This window comes from Phytohabitans houttuyneae, from assembly GCF_011764425.1.
Lineage (GTDB): Bacteria > Actinomycetota > Actinomycetes > Mycobacteriales > Micromonosporaceae > Phytohabitans > Phytohabitans houttuyneae.
Map to the genome: position 1 here is coordinate 1,227,409 of NZ_BLPF01000001.1, position 25,429 is coordinate 1,252,837.

The 25,429-nt window shown below is 72.8% G+C and carries 19 protein-coding genes and 3 pseudogenes; 8 read left to right on the plus strand and 14 right to left on the minus strand.

What is annotated here, in order from left to right; translation table 11 throughout:
• Positions 1 to 98 precede the first annotated feature (98 nt).
• The 4 genes from Phou_RS05695 to Phou_RS05710 all read left to right on the plus strand — a co-directional run bounded on the left by Phou_RS05695 (position 99) and on the right by Phou_RS05710 (position 4,679).
• Positions 99 to 785, plus strand: coding sequence for a response regulator transcription factor (locus Phou_RS05695; RefSeq protein WP_173054183.1), 687 nt, complete (start codon positions 99 to 101; stop codon positions 783 to 785).
• Positions 782 to 2,020 carry a HAMP domain-containing sensor histidine kinase gene (locus Phou_RS05700; RefSeq protein WP_173054185.1) on the plus strand — a complete coding sequence of 413 codons (1,239 nt, stop codon included), beginning with the start codon at positions 782 to 784 and terminating at the stop codon, positions 2,018 to 2,020. Before Phou_RS05695 ends, Phou_RS05700 begins: the two co-directional genes overlap by 4 nt.
• A gap of 60 nt (positions 2,021 to 2,080) precedes the next feature.
• Positions 2,081 to 2,671 (plus strand): PepSY domain-containing protein, encoded by a 591-nt coding sequence (locus Phou_RS05705; protein ID WP_173054187.1) that lies wholly within the window; start codon positions 2,081 to 2,083, stop codon positions 2,669 to 2,671.
• A 181-nt stretch (positions 2,672 to 2,852) separates the two neighbouring features.
• Positions 2,853 to 4,679: an AMP-dependent synthetase/ligase gene (locus tag Phou_RS05710; RefSeq protein ID WP_173054189.1), complete on the plus strand. Its 1,827-nt coding sequence runs from the start codon at positions 2,853 to 2,855 to the stop codon at positions 4,677 to 4,679.
• A gap of 153 nt (positions 4,680 to 4,832) precedes the next feature.
• Here the strand turns inward: Phou_RS05710 and yczR are convergent, their stop codons facing one another.
• Positions 4,833 to 6,287 carry a MocR-like transcription factor YczR gene (gene yczR / locus Phou_RS05715; RefSeq protein ID WP_173054191.1) on the minus strand — a complete coding sequence of 485 codons (1,455 nt, stop codon included), beginning with the start codon at positions 6,285 to 6,287 and terminating at the stop codon, positions 4,833 to 4,835.
• A 59-nt stretch (positions 6,288 to 6,346) separates the two neighbouring features.
• On the opposite strand from yczR, the pseudogene Phou_RS05720 reads away from it, so the two are divergent.
• Positions 6,347 to 7,000: pseudogene (locus Phou_RS05720) on the plus strand (YczE/YyaS/YitT family protein); the annotation flags it as partial.
• Positions 7,001 to 7,859: 859 nt separating this feature from the next.
• On the opposite strand, the gene Phou_RS05725 reads toward Phou_RS05720, so the two are convergent.
• Complete coding sequence (locus Phou_RS05725; RefSeq protein WP_173054193.1) at positions 7,860 to 9,293, minus strand: beta-N-acetylhexosaminidase; 1,434 nt, start codon at positions 9,291 to 9,293, stop codon at positions 7,860 to 7,862.
• Between the two features lie 59 nt (positions 9,294 to 9,352).
• On the opposite strand from Phou_RS05725, the gene Phou_RS05730 reads away from it, so the two are divergent.
• On the plus strand, positions 9,353 to 9,769 hold the full coding sequence (locus Phou_RS05730) for a hypothetical protein (RefSeq protein WP_173054195.1): 417 nt from the start codon (positions 9,353 to 9,355) through the stop codon (positions 9,767 to 9,769).
• Positions 9,770 to 9,811: 42 nt separating this feature from the next.
• On the opposite strand, the gene hisF is transcribed toward Phou_RS05730, so the two are convergent.
• The 8 genes from hisF to hisD all read right to left on the minus strand — a co-directional run bounded on the left by hisF (position 9,812) and on the right by hisD (position 15,542).
• The gene (gene hisF / locus Phou_RS05735; protein ID WP_173054197.1) at positions 9,812 to 10,573 is read right to left on the minus strand and encodes an imidazole glycerol phosphate synthase subunit HisF; all 762 of its coding nucleotides are present in this window, start codon (positions 10,571 to 10,573) and stop codon (positions 9,812 to 9,814) included.
• 67 nt (positions 10,574 to 10,640) lie between these two features.
• The gene (gene priA / locus Phou_RS05740; RefSeq protein WP_173054199.1) at positions 10,641 to 11,360 is read right to left on the minus strand and encodes a bifunctional 1-(5-phosphoribosyl)-5-((5-phosphoribosylamino)methylideneamino)imidazole-4-carboxamide isomerase/phosphoribosylanthranilate isomerase PriA; all 720 of its coding nucleotides are present in this window, start codon (positions 11,358 to 11,360) and stop codon (positions 10,641 to 10,643) included.
• Between the two features lie 10 nt (positions 11,361 to 11,370).
• Positions 11,371 to 11,688 carry a hypothetical protein gene (locus Phou_RS05745; RefSeq protein ID WP_173054201.1) on the minus strand — a complete coding sequence of 106 codons (318 nt, stop codon included), beginning with the start codon at positions 11,686 to 11,688 and terminating at the stop codon, positions 11,371 to 11,373.
• Positions 11,681 to 12,421, minus strand: a complete 741-nt coding sequence (gene hisH, locus Phou_RS52215; protein WP_173054203.1) for an imidazole glycerol phosphate synthase subunit HisH — start codon at positions 12,419 to 12,421, stop codon at positions 11,681 to 11,683. The genes Phou_RS05745 and hisH overlap by 8 nt, the downstream gene beginning before the upstream one ends.
• 1 nt (position 12,422) lies before the next feature.
• On the minus strand, positions 12,423 to 12,593 hold the full coding sequence (locus Phou_RS05755) for a CG2302 family histidine operon protein (protein ID WP_173054205.1): 171 nt from the start codon (positions 12,591 to 12,593) through the stop codon (positions 12,423 to 12,425).
• Positions 12,590 to 13,201, minus strand: a complete 612-nt coding sequence (hisB, locus tag Phou_RS05760) for an imidazoleglycerol-phosphate dehydratase HisB (protein ID WP_173054207.1) — start codon at positions 13,199 to 13,201, stop codon at positions 12,590 to 12,592. The genes Phou_RS05755 and hisB overlap by 4 nt, the downstream gene beginning before the upstream one ends.
• Entirely contained in the window at positions 13,198 to 14,250 is a 1,053-nt protein-coding gene (locus Phou_RS05765; RefSeq protein ID WP_173054209.1) for a histidinol-phosphate transaminase, read from the minus strand. Before Phou_RS05765 ends, hisB begins: the two co-directional genes overlap by 4 nt.
• The gene (gene hisD, locus Phou_RS05770; protein ID WP_173054211.1) at positions 14,247 to 15,542 is read right to left on the minus strand and encodes a histidinol dehydrogenase; all 1,296 of its coding nucleotides are present in this window, start codon (positions 15,540 to 15,542) and stop codon (positions 14,247 to 14,249) included. The genes Phou_RS05765 and hisD overlap by 4 nt, the downstream gene beginning before the upstream one ends.
• 87 nt (positions 15,543 to 15,629) lie before the next feature.
• Between hisD and Phou_RS05775 the strand changes: the two genes are divergently transcribed.
• A complete protein-coding gene (locus Phou_RS05775; protein ID WP_173054213.1) occupies positions 15,630 to 16,355 on the plus strand; it encodes an LON peptidase substrate-binding domain-containing protein in 726 nt (241 codons plus the stop codon).
• Positions 16,356 to 16,715: 360 nt separating this feature from the next.
• On the opposite strand, the pseudogene Phou_RS52220 reads toward Phou_RS05775, so the two are convergent.
• A pseudogene (locus tag Phou_RS52220) lies at positions 16,716 to 17,357 on the minus strand (DUF2567 domain-containing protein); the annotation flags it as partial.
• Positions 17,358 to 17,413: 56 nt separating this feature from the next.
• Here Phou_RS52220 and Phou_RS05785 point away from each other — a divergent pair.
• Positions 17,414 to 18,805 carry an MFS transporter gene (locus Phou_RS05785; protein WP_173054215.1) on the plus strand — a complete coding sequence of 464 codons (1,392 nt, stop codon included), beginning with the start codon at positions 17,414 to 17,416 and terminating at the stop codon, positions 18,803 to 18,805.
• A gap of 46 nt (positions 18,806 to 18,851) precedes the next feature.
• On the opposite strand, the pseudogene dnaE reads toward Phou_RS05785, so the two are convergent.
• The 3 genes and pseudogenes from dnaE to Phou_RS05800 form a co-directional block, all read right to left on the minus strand.
• Positions 18,852 to 22,342, minus strand: a pseudogene (dnaE, locus tag Phou_RS05790) (DNA polymerase III subunit alpha).
• 174 nt (positions 22,343 to 22,516) lie between these two features.
• Complete coding sequence (locus Phou_RS05795) at positions 22,517 to 23,920, minus strand: MinD/ParA family ATP-binding protein (protein ID WP_173054217.1); 1,404 nt, start codon at positions 23,918 to 23,920, stop codon at positions 22,517 to 22,519.
• A gap of 462 nt (positions 23,921 to 24,382) precedes the next feature.
• Entirely contained in the window at positions 24,383 to 25,399 is a 1,017-nt protein-coding gene (locus Phou_RS05800) for a hypothetical protein (protein ID WP_173054219.1), read from the minus strand.
• Between the last annotated feature and the right edge of the window lie 30 nt (positions 25,400 to 25,429).

The following is a 25,429-nucleotide window of genomic DNA, read 5'->3' on the forward strand; positions in this document are numbered from 1 at the left end:
GACTATGCCGTGCCGCGCGTTAAGGCGAGCGCCGGGCGACGCTAAAGGACGGTTAACGCCACTCCTGTGCCACGCGGGTGAGGGATAGGTTGCTTGACGTGGCCCGCCTGCTGCTCATCGAGGACGATCTCGCCATCCGCACGCCGCTGATCCGGGCGCTGCGCGAGCGCGGGCACGCGGTGGCCGCCGCACACACCGCCATGGACGGCCTGCAGACCACGCTGCAGGAGCGCCCCGACCTCGTGGTGCTCGACCTCGGGCTGCCCGACCTCGACGGCCTCGAGCTGCTGCGGATGCTGCGCGGCGTGAGCACGGTGCCCGTCATCATCGCCACCGCCCGCGACGACGAGGCCGAGATCGTGCGCGGCCTCGACGCGGGTGCCGACGACTACGTGGTCAAGCCGTTCACCGCGGCCCAGCTCGACGCGCGGGTACGGGCCGTGCTCCGCCGCGGCGCCGGCGACCCGGGCGAGTCCGCAGTGGTCGTCGGCGAGCTGCGGGTCGACCCGCGCTCCCGGGAGGCGACGCTGGGCGGGACGGCGCTGGACCTGACCCCGCGCGAGTTCGACCTGCTGCACCACCTCGCGGCGCGCGCCGGGCAGGTGGTCACGAAGCGGGAGCTGCTGACCGAGGTGTGGCAGGTGCCGTACGGCGGGGCCGACAAGACCGTCGACGTGCACCTCTCGTGGCTGCGCCGCAAGCTCGGCGAGACCGCGCTGGAGCCTCGGTACCTGCACACGGTGCGCGGCGTGGGCGTGCGCCTGTCACCGCCGGCGGCTCCATGAGGCGCCGGCTGGCCCTGCTGGTCACGGCGACGGCGTGCCTTGTGCTGGTGGCGTTCCTCGTACCGCTGGCGGTGCTGATCCGCGCGGTGGCGGAGGACCGCGCGCTGGTCGCCGCCACCGCCGACCTGCAGGGCCTGGTGCCGCTCGCCGCCACGACCGCGACCCCGGACCTGGCGACGCTCGCGTCGGGCGCCGACCGCCCGGTCACCGTGTACCTGCCGGACGGTACGCCGGTGGGCGCGCCCGCGCCGCGTACCCCCGCGGTGGAGCTCGCCGCCCGCGGCCGCAGCCTGACCGCGGAGGCCGAGGGCGGTCGCGAGATCGTGGTGGGTGTGCAGGGTCGGGCGGACGGCACGGTGGTGCTGCGCACGTTCGTGCCGGACGAGGAGCTGAGCCGCGGCGTGACCCGCGCGTGGCTGCTGCTGGCGGGGCTGGGCATGGCGCTGCTGCTGGTCGGCCTCTTCGTCGCCGACCGCCTGGCCCGCACGCTGGTCACCTCGATCACCGAACTGTCCACTGTGTCCCACCGCCTCGCCGGTGCCGAGCTCGACGCCCGCGCCACCCCCTCCGGCCCGGCCGAGCTGCGCGACGTGGCCGGCGCGCTCAACCATCTCGCCGGCCGCATCCAGGACCTGCTGCGCGAGGAGCGCGAGCAGGTGGCCGACCTTTCGCACCGCCTGCGTACCCCGCTCACGGCACTGCGCCTGGAGGCCGAGGCGCTGGGCGACCCCGCCGAGGCGGCCCGCGTGACGGCCGGCGTCGACGCGGTGGAACGCGCGGTGAGCGGCCTCATCATCGCCGCCCGCCGGGCCACGCCGAGCCCGTTCCCGGCCGAGTGCGACGCGGCGGCGGTGGTGCGCGAGCGCGTGGCGTTCTGGTCGGTGCTCGCCGAGGACACCGGCCGCGAGGTGCGGCTCGACCTCGTCGACGGCCCGCTCCCGGTCCCGGTCGCCGCGGAGGACCTGGCCGCCGCGGTGGACGCCTTACTGGGCAATGTCTTCGCCCACACGCCGGACGGCACGCCCTTCGCGGTGAGCCTCCGCCAGGACGGCGTGCTGTCGATCGCCGACGAAGGCCCCGGCCTGCCCGCCGGCGCCGGTGAACGCGGTGAGAGCACCGCCGGCTCCACCGGCCTCGGCCTGGACATCGCCCGCCGGGCCGGCCACACCCTCCGGCTGTCCACGTCGCACACCGGCGGCGCGCTGGTGACGCTGGAGCTCTTAGCGCGCCCTTAGGGTTCTCACAGCGCGCCCCTAGCAAGCAACGCGCGAACCTCCATGTCAAGGAGGTGCGTCATGGCACGCAAGTCATTGCTGGTAGTGGTCGCCGGAGCGGCGGCCGTGGGCATCATCGCGACGGGGGCGGCCGCGGGCGCGGCGCTCACGGGCGGTTCGGACGACGGCTTCGGCGCGTCGGTCTCGTCGTCGCCGTCGGACGACTTCACCACGCCGTCCGACGACAGTTCGACGCCGTCCGATGATAGTTCGACGCCGTCCGATGACAGTTCGACGCCGTCCGACGACAGCTCGACACCGTCCGATGACAGCTCGACGCCGTCGGACGACTTCACGACGGCGCCCTCGGACGACCCGACCTCGGGCGGCCCTACCTCGAAGGCGCCGGCCGCGGACGCGGTCAGCCGCGACCGGGCGATCGACATCGCGCTCGCCACGACCGGCGGCGGCACTGTCGTCGACACCGAACGGGAGTGGGAGCACGGCCGGCCGGCCTGGAAGATCGAGATTGTGAAGGGCGGCGTGGAGCACAAGGTCTACGTCGACCGCGCGACCGGCGGCATCGTCAAGTACGACCGTGACGACGACAGCAGCGGCAGCGGTGGCGACGACGACAGCAGCGGCAAGGGCCGCGGCGGGGACGACGACTGACAACCGGGCACATATCGGCCGCGCCTCCCTGTGGGGCGCGGCCGAAAGCCGCAGAACGGCAGGACACGCCGGGGTGTGAGGCAGCCGGGACTTGGCGAGAAGGCGCCGCGTCAATACTCTTCAGTAACACTACCTTAACGTGACGGCGGTCACGTCGTAGACCTGTGAGGCGGCCCCCGCTATGTCTCTTGAGATCCCGTACCGGTCTATACCGGACATGTTCCTGAAACGCATCGCGTCCACCCCCGACCGCGATGCGCTCGCCCACCCCGCGCCCGACGACTCCGGTCCGGTGTGGCTCAAGTGGTCCGAGATCGGTCGCCGCGCCAAGGCGATCGCGGCCGGGCTGGTCGGGCTCGGCGTCGGCACCGAAGACCGCGTCGCGATCATCAGCAACACGCGGCTGGAATGGGTGCTGGCCGACCTCGGCGTGATGTGCGCCGGCGGCGCGACCACCACCGTGTACCCGACGACGGAGCCGGAAGACGTCGCCTACATCATCGGCGACTCCGGCTCGATCGTCGTCATCGCCGAAAACGCCACCCAGGCGGGCAAGCTCGCCGGTGCCAGCGTGCCAGCCGTCAAGCACGTCGTGCTGATCGACGGGGCCGCCGACCCGGCCGCCTCGCCGCCGCAGACCACGCTCGCCGACCTGGAGGCCGCGGGCGCGGAGCGGCTGGCGAGCGAGCCCGACCTGATCGAGAAGATCACCGAGGGCATCACCCACGACCACCTGGCGACCCTGATCTACACGTCGGGCACCACCGGGCGCCCGAAGGGCGTCGAGCTGCTGCACGGCGGCTGGTGCTGGGAGGCGGTGGCGCAGGCGGGACCGGGCCTGATGGAGCCGGACGACCTTCAGTACCTGTGGCTGCCCCTGTCCCACTCCTTCGGCAAGACGCTGATCACGGGGATCATCCACGTCGGCATGCCCACGTACGTGGACGGGCGGCTCGACAAGCTCGTCGACAACCTCGCCGTGGTCAAGCCCACGCTGATGTGCGGCGCGCCGCGCATCTTCGAGAAGGTGTACAACCGCGCGGTGTCGTCGGCGCAGGACGCGGGCGGCGCCAAGGCCAAGATCTTCGCGTGGGCGGTGCGCACCGGCAAGCAGAAGGTGGCGCTGGAGCAGGCCGGCAAGCCGGTGCCGCGAGGGCTCGAGATCAAGTACAGCCTCGCCAACCGCCTCGTCTTCAGCAAGCTCCAGGCCCGCCTCGGCGGCCGCATCCGCAAGCTTGTCTCCGGCGCGGCGCCGCTGTCGGTGCCGATCGCGGAGTTCTTCGCGGCGGCGGGGCTGCCGATCGGCGAGGGGTACGGGCTGACCGAGACGAGCGCGGGCAACTTCGTCAACCGGCGTGACTGGGTGAAGATCGGCACGTGCGGCCCCGCCCTGGGCGACCTCGAATGCAAGATCGCCGAGGACGGCGAGGTGCTCCTGCGCGGCAAGCCGGTCATGCGCGGCTACCACAACCTGCCCGAGGAGACGGCCGCCGCGTTCACCGAGGACGGCTTCTTCCGCACCGGCGACATCGGCGAGCTCGACGCGGACGGCTTCCTGCGCATCACCGACCGCAAGAAGGACCTGGTCAAGACGTCCGGCGGCAAGTACATCGCGCCGTCGCACATCGAGGGCATGTTCAAGGCGCTGTGCCCGTACACGTCGCAGGTGGTCGTGATCACCCAGGGCCGCAACTTCTGCACGATGCTCGTCACCCTCGACCCCGACGCGATCGTGGGCTGGGCGGCGGGCGGGCCGCTGGCCGGCAAGCCGTACGGGGAGATCTCCGGCTCGCCCGAGGCGCAGGCGATGGTGGCCGGCTACGTCGAGGAGCTGAACACCAAGCTCAACCGGTGGGAGACGGTCAAGAAGTTTACGATCCTGCACCGCGACCTGACGATCGAGGACGGCGAGATGACCCCGTCCATGAAGATCAAGCGCCGCGTGGTGGAGGCCAACTTCGCCGGCGAGATCGAGAAGATGTACGAAGGCACGCTCGCCGAGATCTGATCCGCCGGCGGGCTTGCACGGTGGAGCCGGCAGCGGAGGTCGGGGAAGTCGGCGAGCGCCAGCTCGCCGCCGACCTCCGCGTTGCCCGCGGGAGCATGCGGTCCGCAGGTGACGCGTGCCGGGGCACATCTTCCTTGAGGATCTTTGTGGTCGTCAGGTGAGGATGGCCGGCTCGCGCCACTGCGGGCGGCGCGTGCGCTCCAGGTCGTAGCGGACGGCGGCAAGCCGCTTGACGGCGTCTTCGAGGTCGGACGCGGGCAGTGTGAAGGGCAGCCGCACGAAGCGCTCCAGCGTGCCGTCGACCCCGAAGCGCGGCCCCGGCGCGAGCCGCACGCCGACCTCCTCGGCCGCGCGGGACAGCGCGCTCGAGACCGGGCCGTCGAGCTCGGCCCAGAGCGTGACGCCGCCGTGCGGCACGCGGATCTGCCACTCGGGCAGCTCGCGCCGCAGCGCGGTGACCAGCGCGTCGCGCTGCTCGGTCAGCTGGCGGCGGCGCTCGGGCACGATCGTGCCGGCGCGGTCCAGCAGCTGCACGGCGACGAGCTGGTCGAGCACCGGGCTGGCCATGTCGACGCCGACCCGCAGCGCGGCCAGCCGCTGCACCAGCGGGGCCGAGGCGCGCACCCAGCCGATGCGCAGGCCACCCCAGTAGGGCTTGCTCATCCCGCCGATCGACACCACGCGCGAGTGGCGGTCGTAGCAGGCGACCGGCGGCGGCACCTCGACGCCGTCCAGCGGAAGCTCCACAAAGGACTCGTCGATGACCAGGTCGGTGCCGGCGGCGTGCGCGGCCGCCACGACGCGCTCGCGCAGCGGGGCCGGCATGAGGTGGCCGGTGGGGTTCTGGAACTCGGGGATCAGGTACGCCAGGCGCGGCCGCGTCTGCCGCAGCCCGTCCAGCAGCAGGTCGGCGTCCCAGCCCTCGTCGTTGTCCAGGCCGTGGGTGGCGATCCGCGCGCGCCGCGCGGCGAGCGCGGCCAACGCGTTGGGATAGGTGGGTGACTCCAGGAGTACCGGCGCGCCCGGCGGCGCCATCAGCCGCAGCACCAGGTCGAGCGCGTGCTGCGTGCCGCTGGTCACCATGATCTGGTCGGGGCTGGTGGTGAGGCCCCGGTCGGTGTAACCCTGCGCGACCGCCTCGCGCAGCTCGATGATGCCGGTGGGGTGGTAGCCGGCGCCCGAGAGGTAACGGTGGAGGCCCTGCGCGGCGGCCGCGGCGGCCGGCATCAGCTCCGGCGGGGCGGAGAGCGCGGCGCAGCCGAGGTCGATCATGTCGAGGTCGTCCTGCGGGGTCCACAGGCCGGAACTGGCCACCTTGTGGCCGCCGGGGAGGGTCGTCCAGCTGCCCGCGCCGCGCCGGCTGGTCAGATGGCCCGACTCGCGCAGCTCGCGGTAGGCGGCGGTCACGGTGGTGCGGCTCACCTTGAGCGCGTCGGCGAGCTCCCGCTCGGCCGGCAGCCGCACCCCCAGCGGCAGGCGGCCGTCGGAGAGCAGCCCGCGGATCGCGCCCGCCAGCGCGGCGTAGTCGGGGTTGCGGCGGCGGCCCGGCAGCGCGTGCCAATGGCCGAGCAGGCGAGCGAGCTGGCTACCCCTGACGGTGCTGGTCATGCCACCCTCCCAAGATTGGCCATTGGAGAGAATACCAATCCGGCACGAGAGTGGACACCATGTTCGTGATCGAAAGGGCCACTCGACGGCTGACGCAACTTTTCGCCGGCCTGGTGCTGTACGGCGCCAGCATGGCCCTGATGATCGAATCGCGACTCGGCCTCGACCCGTGGGACGTCTTCCATCAGGGGTTGTCCGAGGTCACGGGGCTGCGCTTCGGGCTGGTCGTGATCCTCGTGGGCGCGGCCGTGCTGCTGCTGTGGATCCCGCTGCGCCAACGCCCCGGCATCGGCACGGTGGCCAATGTGGTGGTGATCGGCCTCGCCGTGGACGCCGTACTCCTCGTGCTCCCCACCGCCGGCCCGCTCGCCGCGCGGATCGCGTACCTGGTCGGCGGCGTGGTACTCAACGGCGTCGCCACCGGCCTCTACATCGGCGCCCGGCTGGGCCCGGGGCCGCGGGACGGGCTGATGACCGGCTTCGTCGCACGCCGGCAGCAGGGCTGGCGGGGTCCGGCAGGGCCTCCGTCATCGAACTCCCGGCCGCGCGGCTCGATCCGCGTGGTGCGTACGGTCATTGAAGTGACAGTGCTGGCGGTGGGGTGGCTGCTCGGCGGCACGGTCGGGATCGGCACGGTGCTCTATGCGGTGGCGATCGGGCCGCTCGCGCACGTGTTCATCCCGCTGTTCACCGTGCCGGAGCGCCCGGGCCCGGACAGTGCCCGCCTCTCCGCCCGCGAAGGGGCCGGCACCGCGAGGCGGCGCTCTCCGCCTGCGGAGCGGGCCAGCACCGCGAGGCAGGCGAGGCGGCGCGGCCCACGGCTATGCCGGTGCCCTTCGGCCGCGAAGCGGGCTAGCCGGCGCCCCTCCGCGTTGCGAAGCGGGCCAGGACCGCGAGGCGGCGCTCTCCACGTGCGGAGCGGGCCTGCGCCGTGAAGCGGGCGGGGCGGCGAGGCCCACAGCTATGACGGTGCCCTTCGTCCGGGGGCGGGCTAGCCGGCGCCCTCCGCTTGCGAAGCGGGCCTACGCCGTGAAGCGGGCGAGGCCGCGCGGCCCGCGGCTGCCGGTGCACTCCGCCCGCGAAGCGGGCCAACTCCGCGAAGCAGGCGTGCCGGCGCGGTCCGCGCTCGAACCCACTAAGCGGGCAAGCCGGCACCCCCTCCGCCCGCGAAGCGGGCCAGCCCTGCGAGGCCGCGCTCTCCGCCCGCGAAGCGGGCCAGCCTCGCGAAACAGGCGTGCCGGCGCGGTCCGCGCTCGAACCCCCGCGGAGCGCGCCGGCCTCGCGAGGCGGTGCCCTTTGCCCGCGGAGCTGGCCAGCACTGCGAGGCGGCCCCCTTTCGCCCCACGAGAGGCGCCAGCACCGCGAAACGGACGAGCCGGGCACGGTCCGCGGCTACGCCGGCGCCCTCCGCCCGCGGAGCGGCCCAGCCCGCGGAGCAGGCGTGCCGGAGTCCGCGCCCGGAGCGGGCCAGCCCGCGGAGCAGGCGTGCCGGGGTCCGCGCCCGGAGCGGGCCGGCACCGCGAAGCAAGCGAGCCGGCGCGGCCCGCGAGCGAAACGCGCGAGCCGGTGTCGTCAGAGCGGGCGGTACCGGACCCCGGCGCGGTCCAATCGGCCGAGGTGGCCTGCCAGCCGCTGCCGGAACTCGCCGAAGTCGCCACCCGGCCCGCTCCACCCCAGCTCGGCCAGCGCCGCCAGCCGCGGGAAGGCGCGCCATTCGACGAGGTCGGTCGTCGGCAGGTACTCGCTCCACAGCTGCCCCTGCACCCCGATCACGCCGTCGTCCGGGCGGTAGCCGTAGACCTTTTCCAGCGGCAGCGGGCCGTTGATGGCCAGCGGCTCGCCCGGGTCGTCGACCGTCTCGGCCCAGTCGAGGTACGTGTGGCTCTGGGGCGCGGCGACCACGGGGTGGCCGGCGTCGAGCGCCGCGCGTACCCGGTGCTCGGCCTGCCACGCGAAGACCGTGGCGCCCGCCGGCGCCGCGCGGTCGATCAGCTCGTCCCAGATTCCCACCTTGCGCCCCCGGGCGGCCAGGTGGTCGGCGAGCCGCCCGGCGAACCACCCCTGCAGCTCGCGCACGTCGCCCAGCCCGAGCGCGGCCGCCTTGGCCACCACCTCCGCGCTGGCCCGCCACTCCTCGGTGGGCACCTCGTCGCCGCCGATGTGCACGTACTCGAACGGGAACACGTCCACCACCTCGTCGAGCACGTCCAGCACGAACGAGATCGTGGCGTCGGAGAGGTTGAGGATGTGGCTGGAGATGCCCCAGGTGGTACGCGTCTCGAGCTGCCGTGACGGGACGTTGCCGAGCTCGGGGTAGGCGGCGATCACGGACTGGGTGTGGCCGGGCAGGTCGATCTCCGGCATGACCCGCACGCCGCGGCGGGCGGCGTACGCGACGAGGTCGCTCAGCTCGCGCTGGGTGTAGAAACCCCCGTGGGGCGTGCCGTCGGAGCGTCCTTCCCGCGCGTGCCCGGCCGGCGACTCGCGGCGGAAGCCGCCGACCTCGGTGAGCCGCGGGTACTTGCGCACCTCGAAACGCCACCCCTGGTCGTCGGTCAGGTGCAGGTGGAGCGTGTTGAGCTTGTGCATGGCGAGCAGGTCGACGTACTTGTACAGGAACGGCATCGGATGGCACCACCGCGCCACGTCGAGGAGCGAGCCGCGCCAGGGGTACACGGGGCGGTCGGTGACCTCGACGCAGGGCAGGCGCCGGGGCGCGCCGTCCGGTACCAGCTGGAGGAGCGACTGCACCGCCCACCGCAACCCGTCCTCGGTCGCGGCGGTGGCGGTTACCCCGCTCGGGGTGACCGAAAGGTGGTATCCCTCGGCGCCGAGCGTCTGATCGGGCCTCGTCTGGAAGGTGAGAGTCGCACCGTCGGTGGTGGGCAGTGGCAGCAGCTCACGCACCAGGTCGACGATCGCCGGAGGGCCGCTGAGTCCAGCCCCCTCGACCAGCTCGAAGTGTCCATTATGGACAGTAGCGTCCGCGGATCGAGGAAGCAGCATACTGATCAGCAAATCACATGGACTTCCGGGAGGCGGGCCCGCCAAGGCAAGATGTCGCCATGGCGGAGGCGGATTGGAATAGGAGCGACGCTTGGATCTTCGTCTCGGTGGTCATCGGCGGCGGCGCCGGTCGGCACCTGAGATCGCCGAACACCCGCCGGCCTGAAGGGGTTCCGCTGGCAGGTGTCCTCGCCACCGCCGAGCATTTGCAAGATGCAATCCCCGCCCGCGACGAGGTGGAGAGCGCGATCCAGCGGTTGTGCGGCACCGATCTGGTGATGGTGCAGGACGGGTTCTTCAGGCTGACGCAGTCCGGCGAGCGGCTGTGGCGCACACGCCCCCGCTCCGGCCTCTCCAGCACCGTGGACACCATGCACGGCATCCTGACCCGCAACCAGCCACCCGCCACAGATCCCACATGGACATTGACCGAGGCCGACTACGCCGCCGCGGTCCGCGCCGCCTTCGCTCCCTGACCGGCGGATCAGCCTGACCGCTCAGTCAGCGTGGGAGCGTGCTCAGCGGACCGGGTTGCCCGCCTCGCGCAGCGTGTCCTTGACCTCGCCGATCGTCAGCTCTCCGAAGTGGAACACGCTCGCCGCGAGCACCGCGTCCGCGCCCGCCTCGACCGCCGGCGGAAAGTGCGCCAGAGCACCGGCGCCGCCACTGGCGATGACCGGGATCTCCACCACCTCGCGGACCGCGCGGATCAGCGGGAGGTCAAAGCCATTCTTGGTACCGTCGGCGTCCATCGAGTTGAGCAGGATCTCGCCGGCGCCGAGCTCGGCACCGCGCCGCGCCCACTCCACCGCGTCGATGCCGGTGCCCTTGCGGCCGCCGTGGGTGGTGACCTCCCACCCGCTCGGCGCGTCCGGCGTGGCGCGCACGTCGAGCGAGAGCACCAGCACCTGGTTGCCGAACCGGTCGGCGATCTCGCTGATGAGCGACGGGCGCGCGATTGCCGCGGTGTTGACGCCCACCTTGTCGGCGCCGGCCCGCAGCAGCGTGTCCACGTTTTCCACCGAGCGGATGCCACCGCCCACCGTCAGCGGGATGAAGACCGTCTCCGCCGTGCGCCGCACCACGTCGAGCATCGTGCCGCGGTCGTCGGAGGACGCGGTCACGTCGAGGAACGTCAGCTCGTCGGCGCCGGCCCCGTCGTACGCGGCGGCCAGCTCCACCGGGTCGCCGGCGTCACGCAGGTCGACGAAGTTGACCCCCTTGACCACGCGACCGGCGTCGACGTCCAGGCAGGGAATGACCCGCACCGCCACGCTCATGGCCGACCTCGCTTCGCCGCGGGCGGCCGCGAGGCTCCGTCCGCACCGTGCTCGATGGTCCGCTCGCTCACGACAGGACCGCCAGCGCCTCCGGCACCGTGAACGCGCCCGCGTACAGCGCCTTGCCCACGATCACGCCCTCGACGCCGTCACCCTCCAGGCCGGCCAGCGCACGCAGATCGTCCAGTGTGGACACGCCACCGCTCGCGATGACCGGGCGGTCGGTACGGGCGCACACCTCGCGCAGCAGGTCGAGGTTGGGGCCGGTGAGCGTACCGTCGCGGTGCACGTCGGTGACCACGTAGCGCTGGCAGCCGGCCTTCTCCAACCGTTCCAAAACCTCGAAGAGGTCGCCCCCGTCCTTGGTCCACCCACGCGCGGACAGCGTGTGGCCGCGGACGTCGAGCCCTATCGCCACGCGGTCGCCGAACTCGGCGACGACCCTGTCGCACCACTCAGGATTTTCCAGCGCGGCGGTGCCGATGTTGACCCGGGCCGCGCCGGTGTCCAGCGCGCGGCGCAGCGACTCGTCGTCGCGGATGCCGCCGGAGAGCTCCACGTGCACGTCGAGGCGGCGGACCACGTCGGCGAGCTGCTCCGCGTTCGACCCGCGGCCGAACGCGGCGTCGAGGTCGACGAGGTGCACCCACGAGGCGCCGTCGCGCTGCCAGGCGAGGGCGGCGTCGAGCGGGTCGCCGTACACGGTCTCGCTGCCGGCGGCGCCCTGCACGAGTCGGACGGCCTGGCCGCTGGCGACGTCGACGGCGGGGAGAAGGACGAGGCTCACGTTGGAACTCCTAGGTGCGGCGGCCGAGCGCGATCACCACGACGGCCGGTAGGGCGAGCACGAGCAACGCGATCAGCAGCAGGCGCAGGCCCAGCGGATCGACGAGGAACCAGGCGGCGGCGACCAGCACCAGCGTGAGGGCGGCGATGCCGGCACGCTCGACCCGGGTGCGGCGGGCGAGCAGGGTACCGGTGCGGCGGCGGCGCGGCAGCGTGGGCTTGAGGCGGCGCAGCGCCTCGCGGCGGCCGCGGCGGCGGGCGGCTTTCGCCTTCTCCCGCGCGGCCAGCGCCTCCCGCTCCGCGCGGCGCCTGGCCCGCTCCTTAGACAAGCGACCCCACCCAGTTGCGCAGCAGCGCCGCACCCGCGTCGCCGGACTTTTCCGGGTGGAACTGCGTCGCCGACAGCGACCCCCGCTCCACCGCCGCCACGAACGGCACGTCGTGGGTGCAGGTGGTCACACCGGGGCCGAACTGGCTGCGCTCGCTCCGCTCGCCGGAGGCTCCCGCAGTCCGGAGCGCTCCGGCCACGTCGCTTCGCGCCTCAGGCCGAAGCTTGCCGGCCTCGCCGCCGGACTGGCTGCGCCCGCTCCGCTCGCCGGAGGCGCCCAGAGCGGCGTACGAGTGGACGAAGTAGAACCGCGTGCCCTCCGGCAGCCCGGCGAAGAGCACGGAGCCTTCGGCCGGCACGACTGTGTTCCACCCCATGTGCGGCACGCGGGCGGCCGGCAGCCGGGTCACGCCGCCCGGGATCAGGCCGAGGCCCTGGGTGAGGGTGCCGTGCTCCTCCCCGAACTCGAAGAGGATCTGCGCGCCGACGCAGATGCCGAGCACCGGCCGCCCGGCGGCGACCCGCTCGGCGATGACCGGGCCCGCGCCCAGCTTGTCGACCCCGGCCATGCACGCCGCGAACGCGCCGACGCCCGGCACCACGAGCCCGTCGGCCGCCGCGGCCGCGTCGAGGTCGGGGGTGACCGTCACGTCGCCGCCCGCACGGGCGAGGGCCCGCTCGGCGGAACGCAGGTTGCCCGAGCCGTAGTCGAGGATCACCACGCTGGGAGCCACGTCAGCCCTCCCCGGGGATCAACCACAGAACGCCGCCGCCGGCCGCGAGCGCGGCGAGCACGGCGACGAGGCCGATCGCGCCGCGCGCGGCACCTTGCTTGTGCAGCGACCACGCACCCCCGGCCAGCACGCCGGCGAGCGCGAACAGCGCTACCGGAAGGGCCGAGCTCATAGCGTGCCCTTGGTGCTCGGCACCGCGCCGGCCGCGCGGGGGTCGATCGAGGTCGCCTCGCGCAGTGCCCGCGCGACCGCCTTGAACTGCCCCTCCACCACGTGGTGCGCGTCCGGGTGGCCGCCGGGACGGGCGGCGCGCAGCACGGTCACGTGCAGCGTCACCCGCGCCGCCTGGCCGAACGACTCCCACACGTGGCGGGTCATGCTCGTCGGGTAGACCGGCCCGATGTACGGCGCGAGCGCGGGCTCGTCGTGCACCACGTACGGCCTGCCGGACAGGTCGACCGCGGCCTGCACGAGCACCTCGTCCATCGGCACGACCGCCGAGCCGTACCGCCGGATGCCCGCCTTGTCGCCGAGCGCCTCCGCGAACGCCGCGCCCAGCGCGAGCGCGGTGTCCTCCATCGTGTGATGCGCGTCGATCTCCAGGTCGCCCACCGTGTTGACGGTCAGGTCGAAGCCGCCGTGGCGGGCGATCTGGTTGAGCATGTGGTCGTAGAAGCCGACCCCGGTGCTGATCTCGCCCTTGCCGGTGCCGTCGAGGTCGATCTCGACCAGCACCTTGGTCTCCTTGGTGACCCGCTCGATGCGGGCGGTGCGACTCACGAGAGAGCCTCCAGGAACGCGTCGGTTTCAGCAGCGGTACCGGCGGTGACGCGCAGCCAGCCCGGCAGGCCGACGTCGCGCACGAGCACACCACGGTCGAGCAGGTCGCGCCATGCCTTTTTCTGGTCGCCGCCCGTCTCGTACAAGACGAAGTTGGCGTCGCTGTCGGCGACCCGGAACCCGCGCGACCGGAGGGTCGCGACGATGCGGTCGCGCTGCTCCTTGATCGCCTCGACCGTCGCCAGCAGCGCGCCGCGGTGGGCGAGCGCCGCGCGGGCGGCGGCCTGGGTGAGCGAGGAGAGGTGGTACGGCAGGCGCACGAGCTGCACCGCGTCGACCACCTCCGGGTCGGCCGCGAGGTAGCCCAGCCGCCCGCCGGCGAAGCCGAACGCCTTGCTCATCGTGCGGGTCACCACCAGCCGCGGGTGCCCCGGCAGGACGCCGAGCGCGCTCGGGGTGCCCTCCCGCGCGAACTCCGCGTACGCCTCGTCGACCACCACCATGCCGGGCGCCGCGTCCAGCACGGCGGCGATCACGGCGGGGTCGAGGGCGGTGCCGGTGGGGTTGTTGGGCGAGCAGAGGAAGACGACGTCGGGCCGGTGGCGCTCGACCTGCTCGACCGCGTGTGCCGCGCTCAGCCCGAAGTCCTCGGCCCGGTACCCGTCGACCCACGCGGTGCCGGTGCCCTTGGCCAGCAGCGGGTGCATCGAGTACGCCGGGGTGAAGCCCAGCGCCGTGCGCCCCGGCCCCGCGAACACCTGCAGCAGCTGCTGCTGGATCTCGTTGGACCCGTTGGCCGCCCACACCTGCTCGACGCTCAGCCCGTGCCCCAGGTAGGCCGCGAGGTCCGCACGCAGCGCGACCGCGTCCCGGTCCGGGTAGCGGTTGAGGTCGCGCAGCTCGGCCTGCACCGCCTTGCCGATCGCCTCGACCACGGAGTCGGGCACCGGGTATGAGTTTTCGTTCGTGTTCAGGCGCACGGGCACGTCGAGCTGCGGCGCGCCGTAGGGCGTGAGACCGCGCAGGTCGTCACGGATGGGCAGGCTCACCGCGAGAACCTCGCCGTCACCGCTTGGCCGTGTGCCGGCAGGTCTTCCACCGTGGCGAGCGTGACCACGTGGCCGGCCACGTCGCGGAGGGCCTCCTCGCCGTACTCGATCACGTGGATGCCGCGCAGGAACGACTGCACCGACAGCCCCGAGGAGTGGCGCGCGCACCCACCGGTGGGGAGCACGTGGTTGGAGCCGGCGAGGTAGTCACCCAGCGAGACGGGCGACCACGCGCCGACGAAGACCGCGCCGGCGTTGCGCACCCGCATGGCCCACTCGCGCGCGTCCTCGGTCTGGATCTCCAGGTGCTCCGCCGCGTACGCGTCGACCACCCGCAACCCCTGCTCGAGGTCGTCGACGAGCACGGCACCGGACTGGGGGCCGGTCAGCGCCTCGGTGATGCGGCCGGTGTGCTTGGTGGCGGCCACCTGGCGGGTCAGCTCCGCCTCGACCGCCTCGACCAGCGCCGTCGAGGGCGTGACAAGCACGCTCGCGGCCAGCGGGTCGTGCTCGGCCTGGCTGATCAGGTCGGCGGCGACGTGCACCGGGTCGGCCGTGTCGTCGGCGAGGATCGCGATCTCGGTCGGCCCCGCCTCGGCGTCGATGCCCACCACGCCCCGCAGCAGCCGCTTGGCCGCGGTGACCCAGATGTTGCCCGGGCCCGTGATCATGTCGACGGGCTCGCACTCGCCGGGGACGCCGTAGGCGAGCATCGCGATGGCCTGCGCGCCTCCCACCGCGTACACCTCGTCGACGCCGAGCAGCGCGCACGCCGCCAGCACCCGAGCGTCCGGCAGGCCACCGTTGTCGACCTGAGGCGGGCTCGTGATCACCAGGCCCTCGACGCCGGCGACCTGTGCGGGCACCACGTTCATGACCACGGTCGACGGGTACATGGCGAGGCCACCCGGCACGTACAGCCCGACGCGGGACACCGGCACCCACCGCTCGGTGACGGTGCCACCCGGCACCACCTGCGTGGTCACGTCGGTGCGCCGCTGGTCGGTGTGCACCTTGCGGGCCCGCGCGATCGCCTCGGTCAGCGCCGCCCGCACCTCGGGGTCGAGCGCCTCCACGGCCGCCGCAATCGCCTCGGTGGGCACCCGCAGCCGCTCCAGCCGCACCCCGTCGAAGCGCTCGGTCGCCTCCCGGACCGCGGCGAACCCATGCTCCCGCACCGCCTCCACGACCGGGCGGATGGCGTCGACCGCGGCGGCGACGTCGAGCTGGGCACGGGGCAGCAGGCCACGCGGGTCGGTGGCACTGCCGCGCAGGTCGATCCGGTTGAGCACGTACCGAGTCTATTCGGCCGCCGATGGTATCCCAGCGCGCCCGTCCGGCCGGTCCAGGCACTGGGAATCCTCCGTTAGTCTTCTTGGATGAGCCCGCGGTTGCCGGTCTTTCCGTTGGGGACTGTGCTCTTCCCCGGCCTCGTGCTCCCCCTGCACATCTTCGAGGACCGCTACCGCCAGCTCGTCCGCCACCTGGTCGCGCTGCCCGACGGCACCCCTCGCGAGTTCGGCGTGGTCGCGATCCGCCGCGGGTGGGAGGCCCCGCTCTCGACCGCGCCCGGCGCGAGCGCACCCGTCGCCGACGTGAGCCTCCACGAGGTGGGCTGCACGGCCGAGCTGCGCCAGGTGACCGAGCTGCCCGACGGGCGGTACGACATCGTCACCGTCGGCCGCCGCCGCTTCCGCCTCACGGACGTCGACGCCGACTCCCGGCCGTACCTGACCGGCGAGGTCGAGTGGCTCCCCGAGCCGGGCGGCCAGGAAGACCTCGCCGACCTGCTGGCCCCGCGCGTGCTGTCGGTGTTTCGCCGCTACCTGCGGCTGATGCGGGCCGAGGGTGACACCGACGACACGGCCGACCTCGCCGAGGTGACCGAGCAGCTGCCCGAGGACCCGACCGTGCTGTCCCACCTGGTCGCCGCCACGGCCGCCCTCACGGTCGAAGACCGCCAGCGCCTCCTGGCCGCCGACGACACCGCCGCCCGCCTGCGCGCCGAGCTCCGCCTCCTGCACCGCGAGGCCGCGCTGCTCGGCCGCGTGCGCGCCGTGCCGGTCCCGCTCGCCGAGCTCGCGGTCCCGATCAGCGCCAACTGACCCGGGACAGGCTCGGGCTACCGCGACCGCTCCGGTGGAGTGGTCAGGTCGGTGGCGCGGCGGGGCCGTGTGGCGGCGAGGCCCACGGGCCGGCACCGGGCATGGTCTCGTGGGTGGGGCCGCCGCCGTCGATGCCCATGCCGCCCGCGGCCTGCGGGCGCCAGTCGGGCCGAGCGGCGGGCGGGCCAGCTCCGCCGGCGGGTGCCAGGGGCCGGAAAGGCCGCCGTCGGGCGCGGGGTGCGGGGCCGCCTCCAGCGCCAAGGGGGCCGCCGGCTCGGCGTCGGGAACCAGCGACGGGTAGCGGGACCAGCCGGCCAGCAGCGTGTACGTGACCACGGCGGCGAAGGCCGGCAGCAGAACGTCGCCCTGGAGCGTGGGGATGACGCCCCACAGCCACTCGAACCCGCCGGCGCGCAGCTCGGCCGGCTGGCTCAGCGGGGTGCCGACCGGCGCGCTGGCCAGCAGCTTGTCGAAGTCGCCCTGGCCCAGGAGCGTGCCGAGGCCCCAGGCGACAAGCGCGGCACCCACCGTGCCCACCGCCACGCCCAGCAGCACGAACGGGCCCCGGTGGCGGCGCAACAGCACCCACACCAGGATCGCGGCGAGCAGGCCGAAGCCGAGCCCGAGCAGCGTGAACCACCCGTCTGCCGCGACGAACTCCTCCGGCTGGGGCTCGGTCAGCCGCGCGCCACCCTCTGTCTTGATCAGGGGAACGGCGGGCGCCAGCACCGACCACAGCCACCCGAGCGGCGCACCGAGCCCCGCGAGCACGACCGCCACGGTGAGACCGACCAGCGGCGTGGGCCAACCCCTGCGCCGCGGCTCCGGCTCGCCAACCGCGACGGCGAACTCCCGCTGCGGCGCCTCCGCCTCGCCGCCCTCCACCGCCGCGCTCACGCCGGCTCCGGGCCGCGCGGGGCGCTCGCATGCTCGCTCACGAACCGATCCTCTCAGGCCCCACCACCACCGGGCGAGACCGACCCGCAGCGGATACCACGTCACGACGGTATATGGCGAAACCGAGAGACGGCCGCCAGTCCATGACTACGGTCAGCGGTATGGGCACCTCCGGCGCGGACGGCCCGGCGAGAACATCGCGGCAGGTGCTCCTCCCGCTGGCGCTCGCCCAGTTCATCTGCAGCTTCGCCGGCTCCAACATGAACGTGATGATCAATGACATCAGCCGCGACCTGGACACCACCGTCCAAGGCGTGCAGATCGCCATCACGATCTTCCTGCTGGTGATGGCGGCGCTGATGATCCCGGGCGGCAAGCTCACCGACCGGTACGGCCGCAAAAGGTGCTTCCGGGCCGGTCTGGCGCTTTACGGCGTCGGTGCGCTGCTCAGCGCCGCCGCGCCGGGCCTCGGGGTACTCATCCTCGGCAACTCCATCCTCGAAGGCATCGGTACCGCGCTGCTGATCCCACCCGTCTACATCCTCACCACGCTGCTGTTCACCGGCGTCGCCGCACGGGCCCGTGCGTTCGGCGCGATCAGCGCGATGGGTGGCGTCGGCGCGGCGGCCGGCCCGTTGATCGGCGGCCTGATCACGTCGGCGCTGAGCTGGCGGCTCGCGTTCGTCTTCCAGGCGCTCGTCATCGCCGCGATCCTGTGGCTCAGCCGCAAAGTGCCCGACCCGCTGCCGCCCGACCCGTCGCGACGCTTCGACACCCGCGGCGCGATCCTCTCCGCCGCCGGCCTCATCCTCGTCGTCACCGGCATCATGGCGGCCGACGAGAGCCTCTGGCTGACGCTCGGCCTGATCGCGGCCGGCGGGCTCGTGCTGCTGCTGTTCTTCCGCTCGGTACAGGCACAGGAGCGAGCCGGCCGCGAACCGCTGCTGTCGATGGCGCTCTTCCGCGACCGCACCGCCAACCTCGGCCTCGTCACGCAGAACACGCAGTGGCTGCTGCTCCTCGGAGTGTCCTTTGTGGTCTCCGCGTTCCTGCAGGTGGTGCGCGGCTACGACGCCATCCGTACCGGCGTCATCTTCACCGCCGCCACCGTCGGCCTGCTCATCTCCTCGCTCGCGGCCGAGCGCCTGGCGAAGCGGCGCGCGCAGCGGACGCTCATCCTGGCCGGCTACGTGGTGACGATCGCGGGGATCGGCGCCCTGCTCGCGATGGTGATCGGCTCGCCGAGCGTGTGGGCGTTCACGCCGGGGCTGTTCCTCATCGGACTTGGCCTCGGGGCCATGCTGACCCCCTCGGTCAACGTGGTGCAGTCCAGCTTCGGCGACGACCTGCAGGGCGAGATCTCCGGCCTGTCGCGGAGCGTCTCCAACCTCGGCTCGTCGCTCGGCACCGCAATCGCCGGCACGGTCATCGTCGCCGGGATCACCGCGACGCCGGAGCGCTCCTACGGGCTGGCGATGCTGGTGCTCGCGGTGGTCGGGCTGATCGGCCTCGGCGCCGCCGCGCTGCTCCCCCGCCGTCCGGCACCCGCCTGAGCCCTCGGGACGCTCCCGCCCCGCCGGCCTTCGCCTCGGTGAGTGGTCAGCCGGCGACCGCGGCGGGACCGAGCAGGGCCTTGAGGTCGGCCATCAGCGCGGTGCTCGGCGCCACCCGCGTCGGGCCCAGCCGCAGCACCGTGGCCCGCGAGCCGTTGACGAGCTTGACGTGCACCTCGGCCGAACCCGGATGGCTGCTCAGCACCTCACGCAGCCGCTCCACCAGCGGCGGCGTGCACCGCGACGGGGGCAGCGCCAGCACCACCGGCTTGACCTCGTCGGCGGCCGTGATGTCCGGCAGCGACATGTCCATCGCCATCAGCCGCGGCTGGTCGTCGCGCCGGTCGACCCGCCCCTTGACCACCACGATCGCGTCCTCGGCGATGTACTGGCCGACGATCTCGTACGTGTTCGGGAAGAACAGCACCTCGACCGCGCCGCCCAGGTCTTCCAGCGTCGCCGACGCCCAGGCCCGCCCCTGCTTGGTGATCCGCCGCTGCACCCCGGAGAGGATGCCGGCGAGCGTGATGACCGCGCCGTCGGCGACCGAGCCCTCCTCGGCGAGCGCCGAGATCGACATGTCGGCCGCGTCGCGCAGCACGTGCTCGACGCCGAAGAGCGGGTGGTCCGACACGTACAGGCCGAGCATCTCGCGCTCGAACGTGAGCAGGTCGCCCTTGTCCCACTCCCCGCCGGGATCTGCGGCGTGACCACCATGCCGGCGCCGGCCGCGTCGTCGCCACCGCCGAACGCGTCGCCGAACAGGTCGTACTGCCCGATCGCCTCGTTTTTCTTGATGTCGAGGAACGAGTCGATCGCGTCGGCGTGCACCGCGAGCAGGCCCTTGCGCGGGTGCCCCATCGAGTCGAACGCGCCCGCCTTGATCAGCGATTCAATCGTCTTCTTGTTGCAGGCCACCGCGTCGACCTTGCGCAGGAAGTCGTAGAAGTCGGTGTACGCGCCCTTCTCCTTGCGGCACCGCATGATCGCCTCGACCACGTTGGTGCCGACGTTGCGCACCGCGGCCAGGCCGAAGCGGATGTCCTGGCCGACGGCCGCGAAGCGGGCCATCGACTCGTTGACGTCCGGCGGCAGCACCTTGATGCCCATGCGCCGGCACTCGGCGAGGTAGACGGCCGACTTGTCCTTGTCGTCGCCGACGGAGGTGAGCAGGCCGCTCATGTACTCGGCCGGGTAGTTGGCCTTGAGGTACGCCGTCCAGTACGACACCACGCCGTACGCCGCGGAGTGCGCCTTGTTGAAGGCGTAGTCGGAGAACGGAACGAGGATGTCCCACAGCGTCTTGATCGCCGCGTCCGTGTACCCGTTCGCCTTCATGCCGGCGGAGAACGGCTGGAACTCCTTGTCCAGGATCTCCTTCTTCTTCTTGCCCATCGCACGCCGCAGCAGGTCGGCGGCGCCGAGCGTGTAGCCGGCCACCTTCTGCGCGATCGCCATGACCTGCTCCTGGTACACGATCAGCCCGTAGGTGTCGCCCAGGATCTCCTTCAGCGGCTCGGCAAGCTCGGGATGGATCGGCACGACCGGCTTGCGCTTGTTCTTCCGGTCGGCGTAGTCGTTGTGCGCGTTGGCGCCCATCGGACCGGGGCGGTAGAGCGCGCCCACGGCGGAGATGTCCTCGAAGTTGTCGGGAATCATCGAGCGCAGCAGCGCCCGCATCGGACCGCCGTCGAACTGGAAGACGCCGAGCGTGTCGCCGCGGGCCAGCAGCTCGTACGTGGCCTTGTCGTCCAGCGGCAGATCCTCCAGCACGACGTCGATGCCGCGGTTGTCGCGGATCGCGTCGAGGCAGTCGTCGAGGATCGTGAGGTTGCGCAGGCCGAGGAAGTCCATCTTCAGCAGGCCGATGGACTCGCACGCGCCCATGTCCCACTGCGTGATGATCGCGCCGTCCTGCTCGCGCTTGTGGATCGGCAGCACGTCGACGAGCGGGTCACGGGACAGGATCACGCCGGCCGCGTGCACGCCCCACTGCCGCTTCAGGCCCTCCAGGCCCTTGGCGGTGTCGACGATCTTCTGCACCTCGGCGTCGCTGTCGTACAGCTGGCGGAACTCGACCGCCTCCGGGTAGCGCGGGTGGCTCGAGTCAAAGATGCCGCCGAGCGGGATGTCCTTGCCCATCACGGCCGGTGGCATCGCCTTGGTGATCTTGTCGCCCATCGCGAACGGGTACCCGAGCACCCGGGCCGCATCCTTGATCGCGGCCTTCGCCTTGATCGTGCCGTACGTGATGATCTGCGCGACCCGCTCCTCGCCGTACTTCTCCGTCGCGTACCGGATCATGTCGCCGCGCCGGCGCTCGTCGAAGTCCATGTCGATGTCGGGCATCGAGATGCGGTCGGGGTTGAGGAACCGCTCGAACAGCAGGCCGTGCTGCATCGGGTCGAGCTCGGTGATGCCCAGCGCGTACGCGATGAGCGCGCCCGCCGCCGAGCCACGCCCCGGCCCCACCCGGATGCCCTCCCGCTTCGCGTACGCCACAAGGTCGGCGGTCACCAGGAAGTAGCCCGGGAAGCCCATCTTGATGATGACGCTCAACTCGTACTCCGCCTGGGCGCGCCGGTCCTCGGGCACGCCGTTGGGGAAGCGCCGCTCCAGCCCGCGCAGGACCTCCTTGCGCAGGAACGACTCCTCGGTCTCCCCCGCCGGCACCGGGAACTGCGGCATGAGGTTGCGCGCGGCGAAGAGCGAAGAGTAGTCACCGATCTTCTCGGCGATCTCCAGCGTGTTGTCGCAGGCGCCCGGCACCTCGGAGTCCCACAGCTTGCGCATCTCGGCGGGTGACTTGAGGTAGAAGTCGCGGGCGTCGAACTTGAACCGCTTGGGGTCGGCCATCGTCGAGCCGGACTGCACGCAGAGCAGCACCTCGTGCGCGTCGGCGTCGCGGTCGAACGTGTAGTGCAGGTCGTTTGTCGCGACCGGCTTCAGGTTGAGCCGCTTGCCGAGCCGGATCAGGTCTTCCCGGATGCGGGTCTCGATGTCGAGCCCGTGGTCCATCAGCTCCAGGTAGAAGTTGTCCGGCCCGAAGATGTCGCGGAACTCGGCCGCCGACGCGCACGCCTTTTCGAAGTCGCCGATGCGCAGCCAGGTCTGGATCTCACCGGACGGGCAGCCGGTGGTGGCGATGATGCCCTTCGCGTACCGGTGGAGCAGCTCGCGGTCCGCGCGCGGCTTGTAGAAGTACCCCTCGATGCTCGCGAACGACCCGAGCCGGAAGAGGTTCTGCAGCCCTTCCCCGTCGGCGGCGAGCATCGTCATGTGCGTGTACGCACCACCGCCGGAGACGTCGTTCTCCCCGCCGTCCGCCCACCGAACCCGCGTCCGATCCCGCCGGTCGCTGTTGGGCGTCAAGTACATCTCACACCCGATTATGGGTTTTACGCCGGCGCCGGTGGCCTGCTTGAAGAAGTCGTACGCCCCGAAGAGGTTGCCGTGGTCGGTCATCGCGAGAGCCGGCATCTCCAGCCGCTTCGCCTCGCTGAACAGATCCTTGAGCCGCGCGGCGCCGTCGAGCATCGAGTACTCCGTATGCACGTGAAGATGCACAAACGACGGCTCAGACACCCCCGCGCCCCCTCCCGCTCACAGTGCCAACTCGAAGCCCGAGCCTAGCCCCCGGGAGGCCGTCCCTCGATTGCCTCAGCGCGTGTCGGTGTGCCATCTGGATCACGCCGCCGGGGACTTGCGGAGCTATCGGACGAACGGCTCCAGCATCACCGAAGCGGCCTTGAGCCAGGCGGCCCGGGTCTCCGGCTGGAGCTGGTTGTACTCGATCGAGGAGCCCGTCTCCAGCGCCTGGTCGTACGGCACGACGGCCACCGCGCGGGTGCGGGTGGAGAAGTGCCGGGCCAGGTCTTCCAGCAGCGGCGAGTGGCCGGGCGTGGGGCAGGACAGCAGCGTCACCGCGTTGGCGGCGAGCTCACCCATGCCCACCTCGTCGAGCAGGTCGAGCATCCAGTCGGCGGTGAACGCGGCGTCCTCGCGCGGCACGGTCGTGATCACGAGCTGGTCGGCGGCCTGCAGCACGGTCTGCCAGTTGGCGCTTTCCACGTTGTTGCCGGTGTCGACGCAGATCACGTCGTGCGTGCGGCGCAGCAGCTCCAGGACCCGGCGCACCGTGTACTGGTCGAGCCGCTGGGCGAAGCGCGGGCTCTCCTCGCCGGCCAGCACGTCGTACGACCCGTCGGAGGCGTGCCGCAGGTAGTCGTCGAGCTCCTCCTTGAGCTCCAGGCCATGGCGGGCCTCGACGTCGGCGAGGTCGGCGATCAGGTGGCGAATCGTGCGGGCGTGCCGCGCGCTGCCGGCGCGCAGGCCGAGGGTGCCGCGCAGCTCGTTGTCGTCCCAGGCGAGCACGCCGCGGCCGCGCACGCTGCCGACGGTGGCGGCGGCCAGCACGGTGGCGGTGGTCTTGTGGACGCCGCCCTTGGGGTTGGCGAACGCGAGCACCTTCGGCATGCCCAGGTCGCGCCGGAGCACGCTGACCGCCCGCTCCACCTCCGCGTCGGGCCGGGTCTGCCGGAACTCAAGCTGTGGCATGTACCCGTTGTCCTGCTGCTGCGGCGGCGGCTGGACGGGGGGCGGGGGCGGTGCGGTGGGGCGCGGCGGCGCGGGTGGCTGCCACCCGCCCTCGAGCTCGGCCCACCGGCTGTATCCACCGGGTGAGGAGACGGGCTGGTCGCGGCGGGCGGCCTCGCGCGATGCCTGCTCGCGGGGAGCCGGCTCGCGCACGACCGCGGGGCCGGGTCGGGCCGCCATGCGCGGGTCGGGCGCGGAGTAGCCGGGCTCGGCGGGGTAGCGCGGCGGCTCGGGGCGGCGCCCGTCGCCGTAACGCCCGTCGGGGTACCGCTGGTCCGGGTATCCCTGCTGGTCGGCGTAGCGGGCGTCCGGCGGGTAGCCGTCGTCGGGGTAGTCGACCGGACTGCCGTAGGCGACCGGGCTGCCGTAACCACCGGGGGCGCGTAGCCGCCGCCGGAGCGCGGGCGGCCGTTTGCGCCGTTGGCCGTGCCGTTCACGCCGCGCGGCCGTGGTGGCGGGCCGTCGAAGCCGCGTCCGCCGTCGTAGCCGCGGCCACCGCCGCCCCGTGGCTCTTCCCACCGGTCGTCGTAGCCGCCGTCGAGCGGGCGGGGCGGTGGCAGGTCAAAGGCGGGCCCGTCGTCGTCGCGGCCGTCCAGCGGGCTCGGCGCCCGCCGGCCGCGAGGATCAAAGTCAAGGTCTGGGTCATTGGTACGGCCGCCTCCACGGGCACGGTCGAGCAGCGCACGCCATCGCGGCGCTGGTTCCCCAGGCCGGCCCCAGCCGGTCTCGGTGCCCTCCACGGCTCGCCCCTCCCAGCGCCATCGGTCCCGCCTGACAGGCTACGAACAAATCCCTATTCAGACCACACCATGGATCCAACGAGCGAAGCACACACAGTGCGTCACTGTGTCTCCCTCCGGGCTCGCGCGGTGCCCCTATCTGGGCATCCGGTCAGGACACGAGCCTCACAGGCCAACGGTTCAACGTGCGGATTGTGATACGAGATGCTGCCGCGGGAAGTGACCGCGGCGGCACATGCGGTCACAGGCTTGCCGTCGGTGAGCCTACGGGCTCGCTCGGTGGTGGCGGTGAGGCGGGCGGGGAGGTCTCGCCGGGCGCCGGGGTGGTCGCCGGCGGGGAGGCCGGCGCCTCGCTGGTCGCGGCCGGCTCCGGCGGGACTGTGGTGGCGGCGGGAGCCGGCTCGGCGGGGACGGTGGCCGGCGCGGACGGGTCGGGCGACGGGAGGGACGTGTCGGCCGGCGGCCGCACGACGTCGGTCTGCTCGGGCAGGGGCGGCAGGAACACGGCGCGGTCGAGGCGGCGCACCTCGGGGGCCGGGTCGACCGCGCGCACCTCGGAGCGGCCGGAGATCTGCTTCAGCGCGGTGGGTGTGGCGCGAATCACCGCCGCGTACACGCACGAGCACGAGGAGCGGTAGGCGGTCGCCTCGGCGGCGGCCACCGCGGCCCCGCTGTCGTACACCTGGCGCAGCTGCCGCTCCCGCTCGCTGTCGCCGGTCAGCGTGCCGCTCAGCGTGCGGTACTCGGCGGCCTCGGCCTCCTTGCGCTCGGCCACCTGCGCCATGCCGTCGACGACGTCGGTGGGGATGCGCGCCGCCGGGATGTGGACGATCTGGGTCTGGGTGTCGGCCAGCGGCACCCGCCCGAAGACCTGTGCGACGGCGACGTCCCGCAGCACCGGGGTCAGCCGCTCGGGCGCCAGGTAGTTCGTCAGGGTGACCAGCGCGTAGGTGTCTCCCGTGGACGGTGGGGTGGCGACGAGCTTGGCCAGCTCCTCGCGGCTCGACGCCACGTACCCCGGGATGGACTGGCCCTCGACCACGCCGACCCGCACGACCTCGCCGACCGTCGGGTCGCCGCCGGGCGCGCCCCGGTCGGCGGCCCACACCGCGGTGAGCAGGACGGCGGTGGAGGAGAGCAGCGCGACGCCGGTCAGCACCCGCATGCGGAGCCGTCCCTGAGCCAGCCGCGACATCGCTCGTGCCAGCGGCGGCAACAACCGGCTGTCCAACCGGCGCAGCAAGTCGCCAGTGCGCACGGCGTAGCTCTCCCTCGACTGTGTGAGGCC

Excerpts from the sequence above, each read along its gene's own strand:
- Phou_RS05700 (WP_173054185.1), top strand. The coding sequence starts at position 782 with ATGAGGCGCCGGCTGGCCCTGCTGGTCACGGCGACGGCGTGCCTTGTG.
- Phou_RS05730 (WP_173054195.1), top strand. The coding sequence starts at position 9,353 with ATGGCGGAGGCGGATTGGAATAGGAGCGACGCTTGGATCTTCGTCTCG.
- Phou_RS05775 (WP_173054213.1), top strand. The coding sequence starts at position 15,630 with ATGAGCCCGCGGTTGCCGGTCTTTCCGTTGGGGACTGTGCTCTTCCCC.
- Phou_RS05705 (WP_173054187.1), top strand. The coding sequence starts at position 2,081 with ATGGCACGCAAGTCATTGCTGGTAGTGGTCGCCGGAGCGGCGGCCGTG.
- Phou_RS05725 (WP_173054193.1), bottom strand. The coding sequence starts at position 9,293 with ATGCTGCTTCCTCGATCCGCGGACGCTACTGTCCATAATGGACACTTC.
- Phou_RS05785 (WP_173054215.1), top strand. The coding sequence starts at position 17,414 with ATGGGCACCTCCGGCGCGGACGGCCCGGCGAGAACATCGCGGCAGGTG.
- Phou_RS05710 (WP_173054189.1), top strand. The coding sequence starts at position 2,853 with ATGTCTCTTGAGATCCCGTACCGGTCTATACCGGACATGTTCCTGAAA.
- hisF (WP_173054197.1), bottom strand. The coding sequence starts at position 10,573 with ATGAGCGTGGCGGTGCGGGTCATTCCCTGCCTGGACGTCGACGCCGGT.
- yczR (WP_173054191.1), bottom strand. The coding sequence starts at position 6,287 with ATGACCAGCACCGTCAGGGGTAGCCAGCTCGCTCGCCTGCTCGGCCAT.
- Phou_RS05755 (WP_173054205.1), bottom strand. The coding sequence starts at position 12,593 with ATGAGCTCGGCCCTTCCGGTAGCGCTGTTCGCGCTCGCCGGCGTGCTG.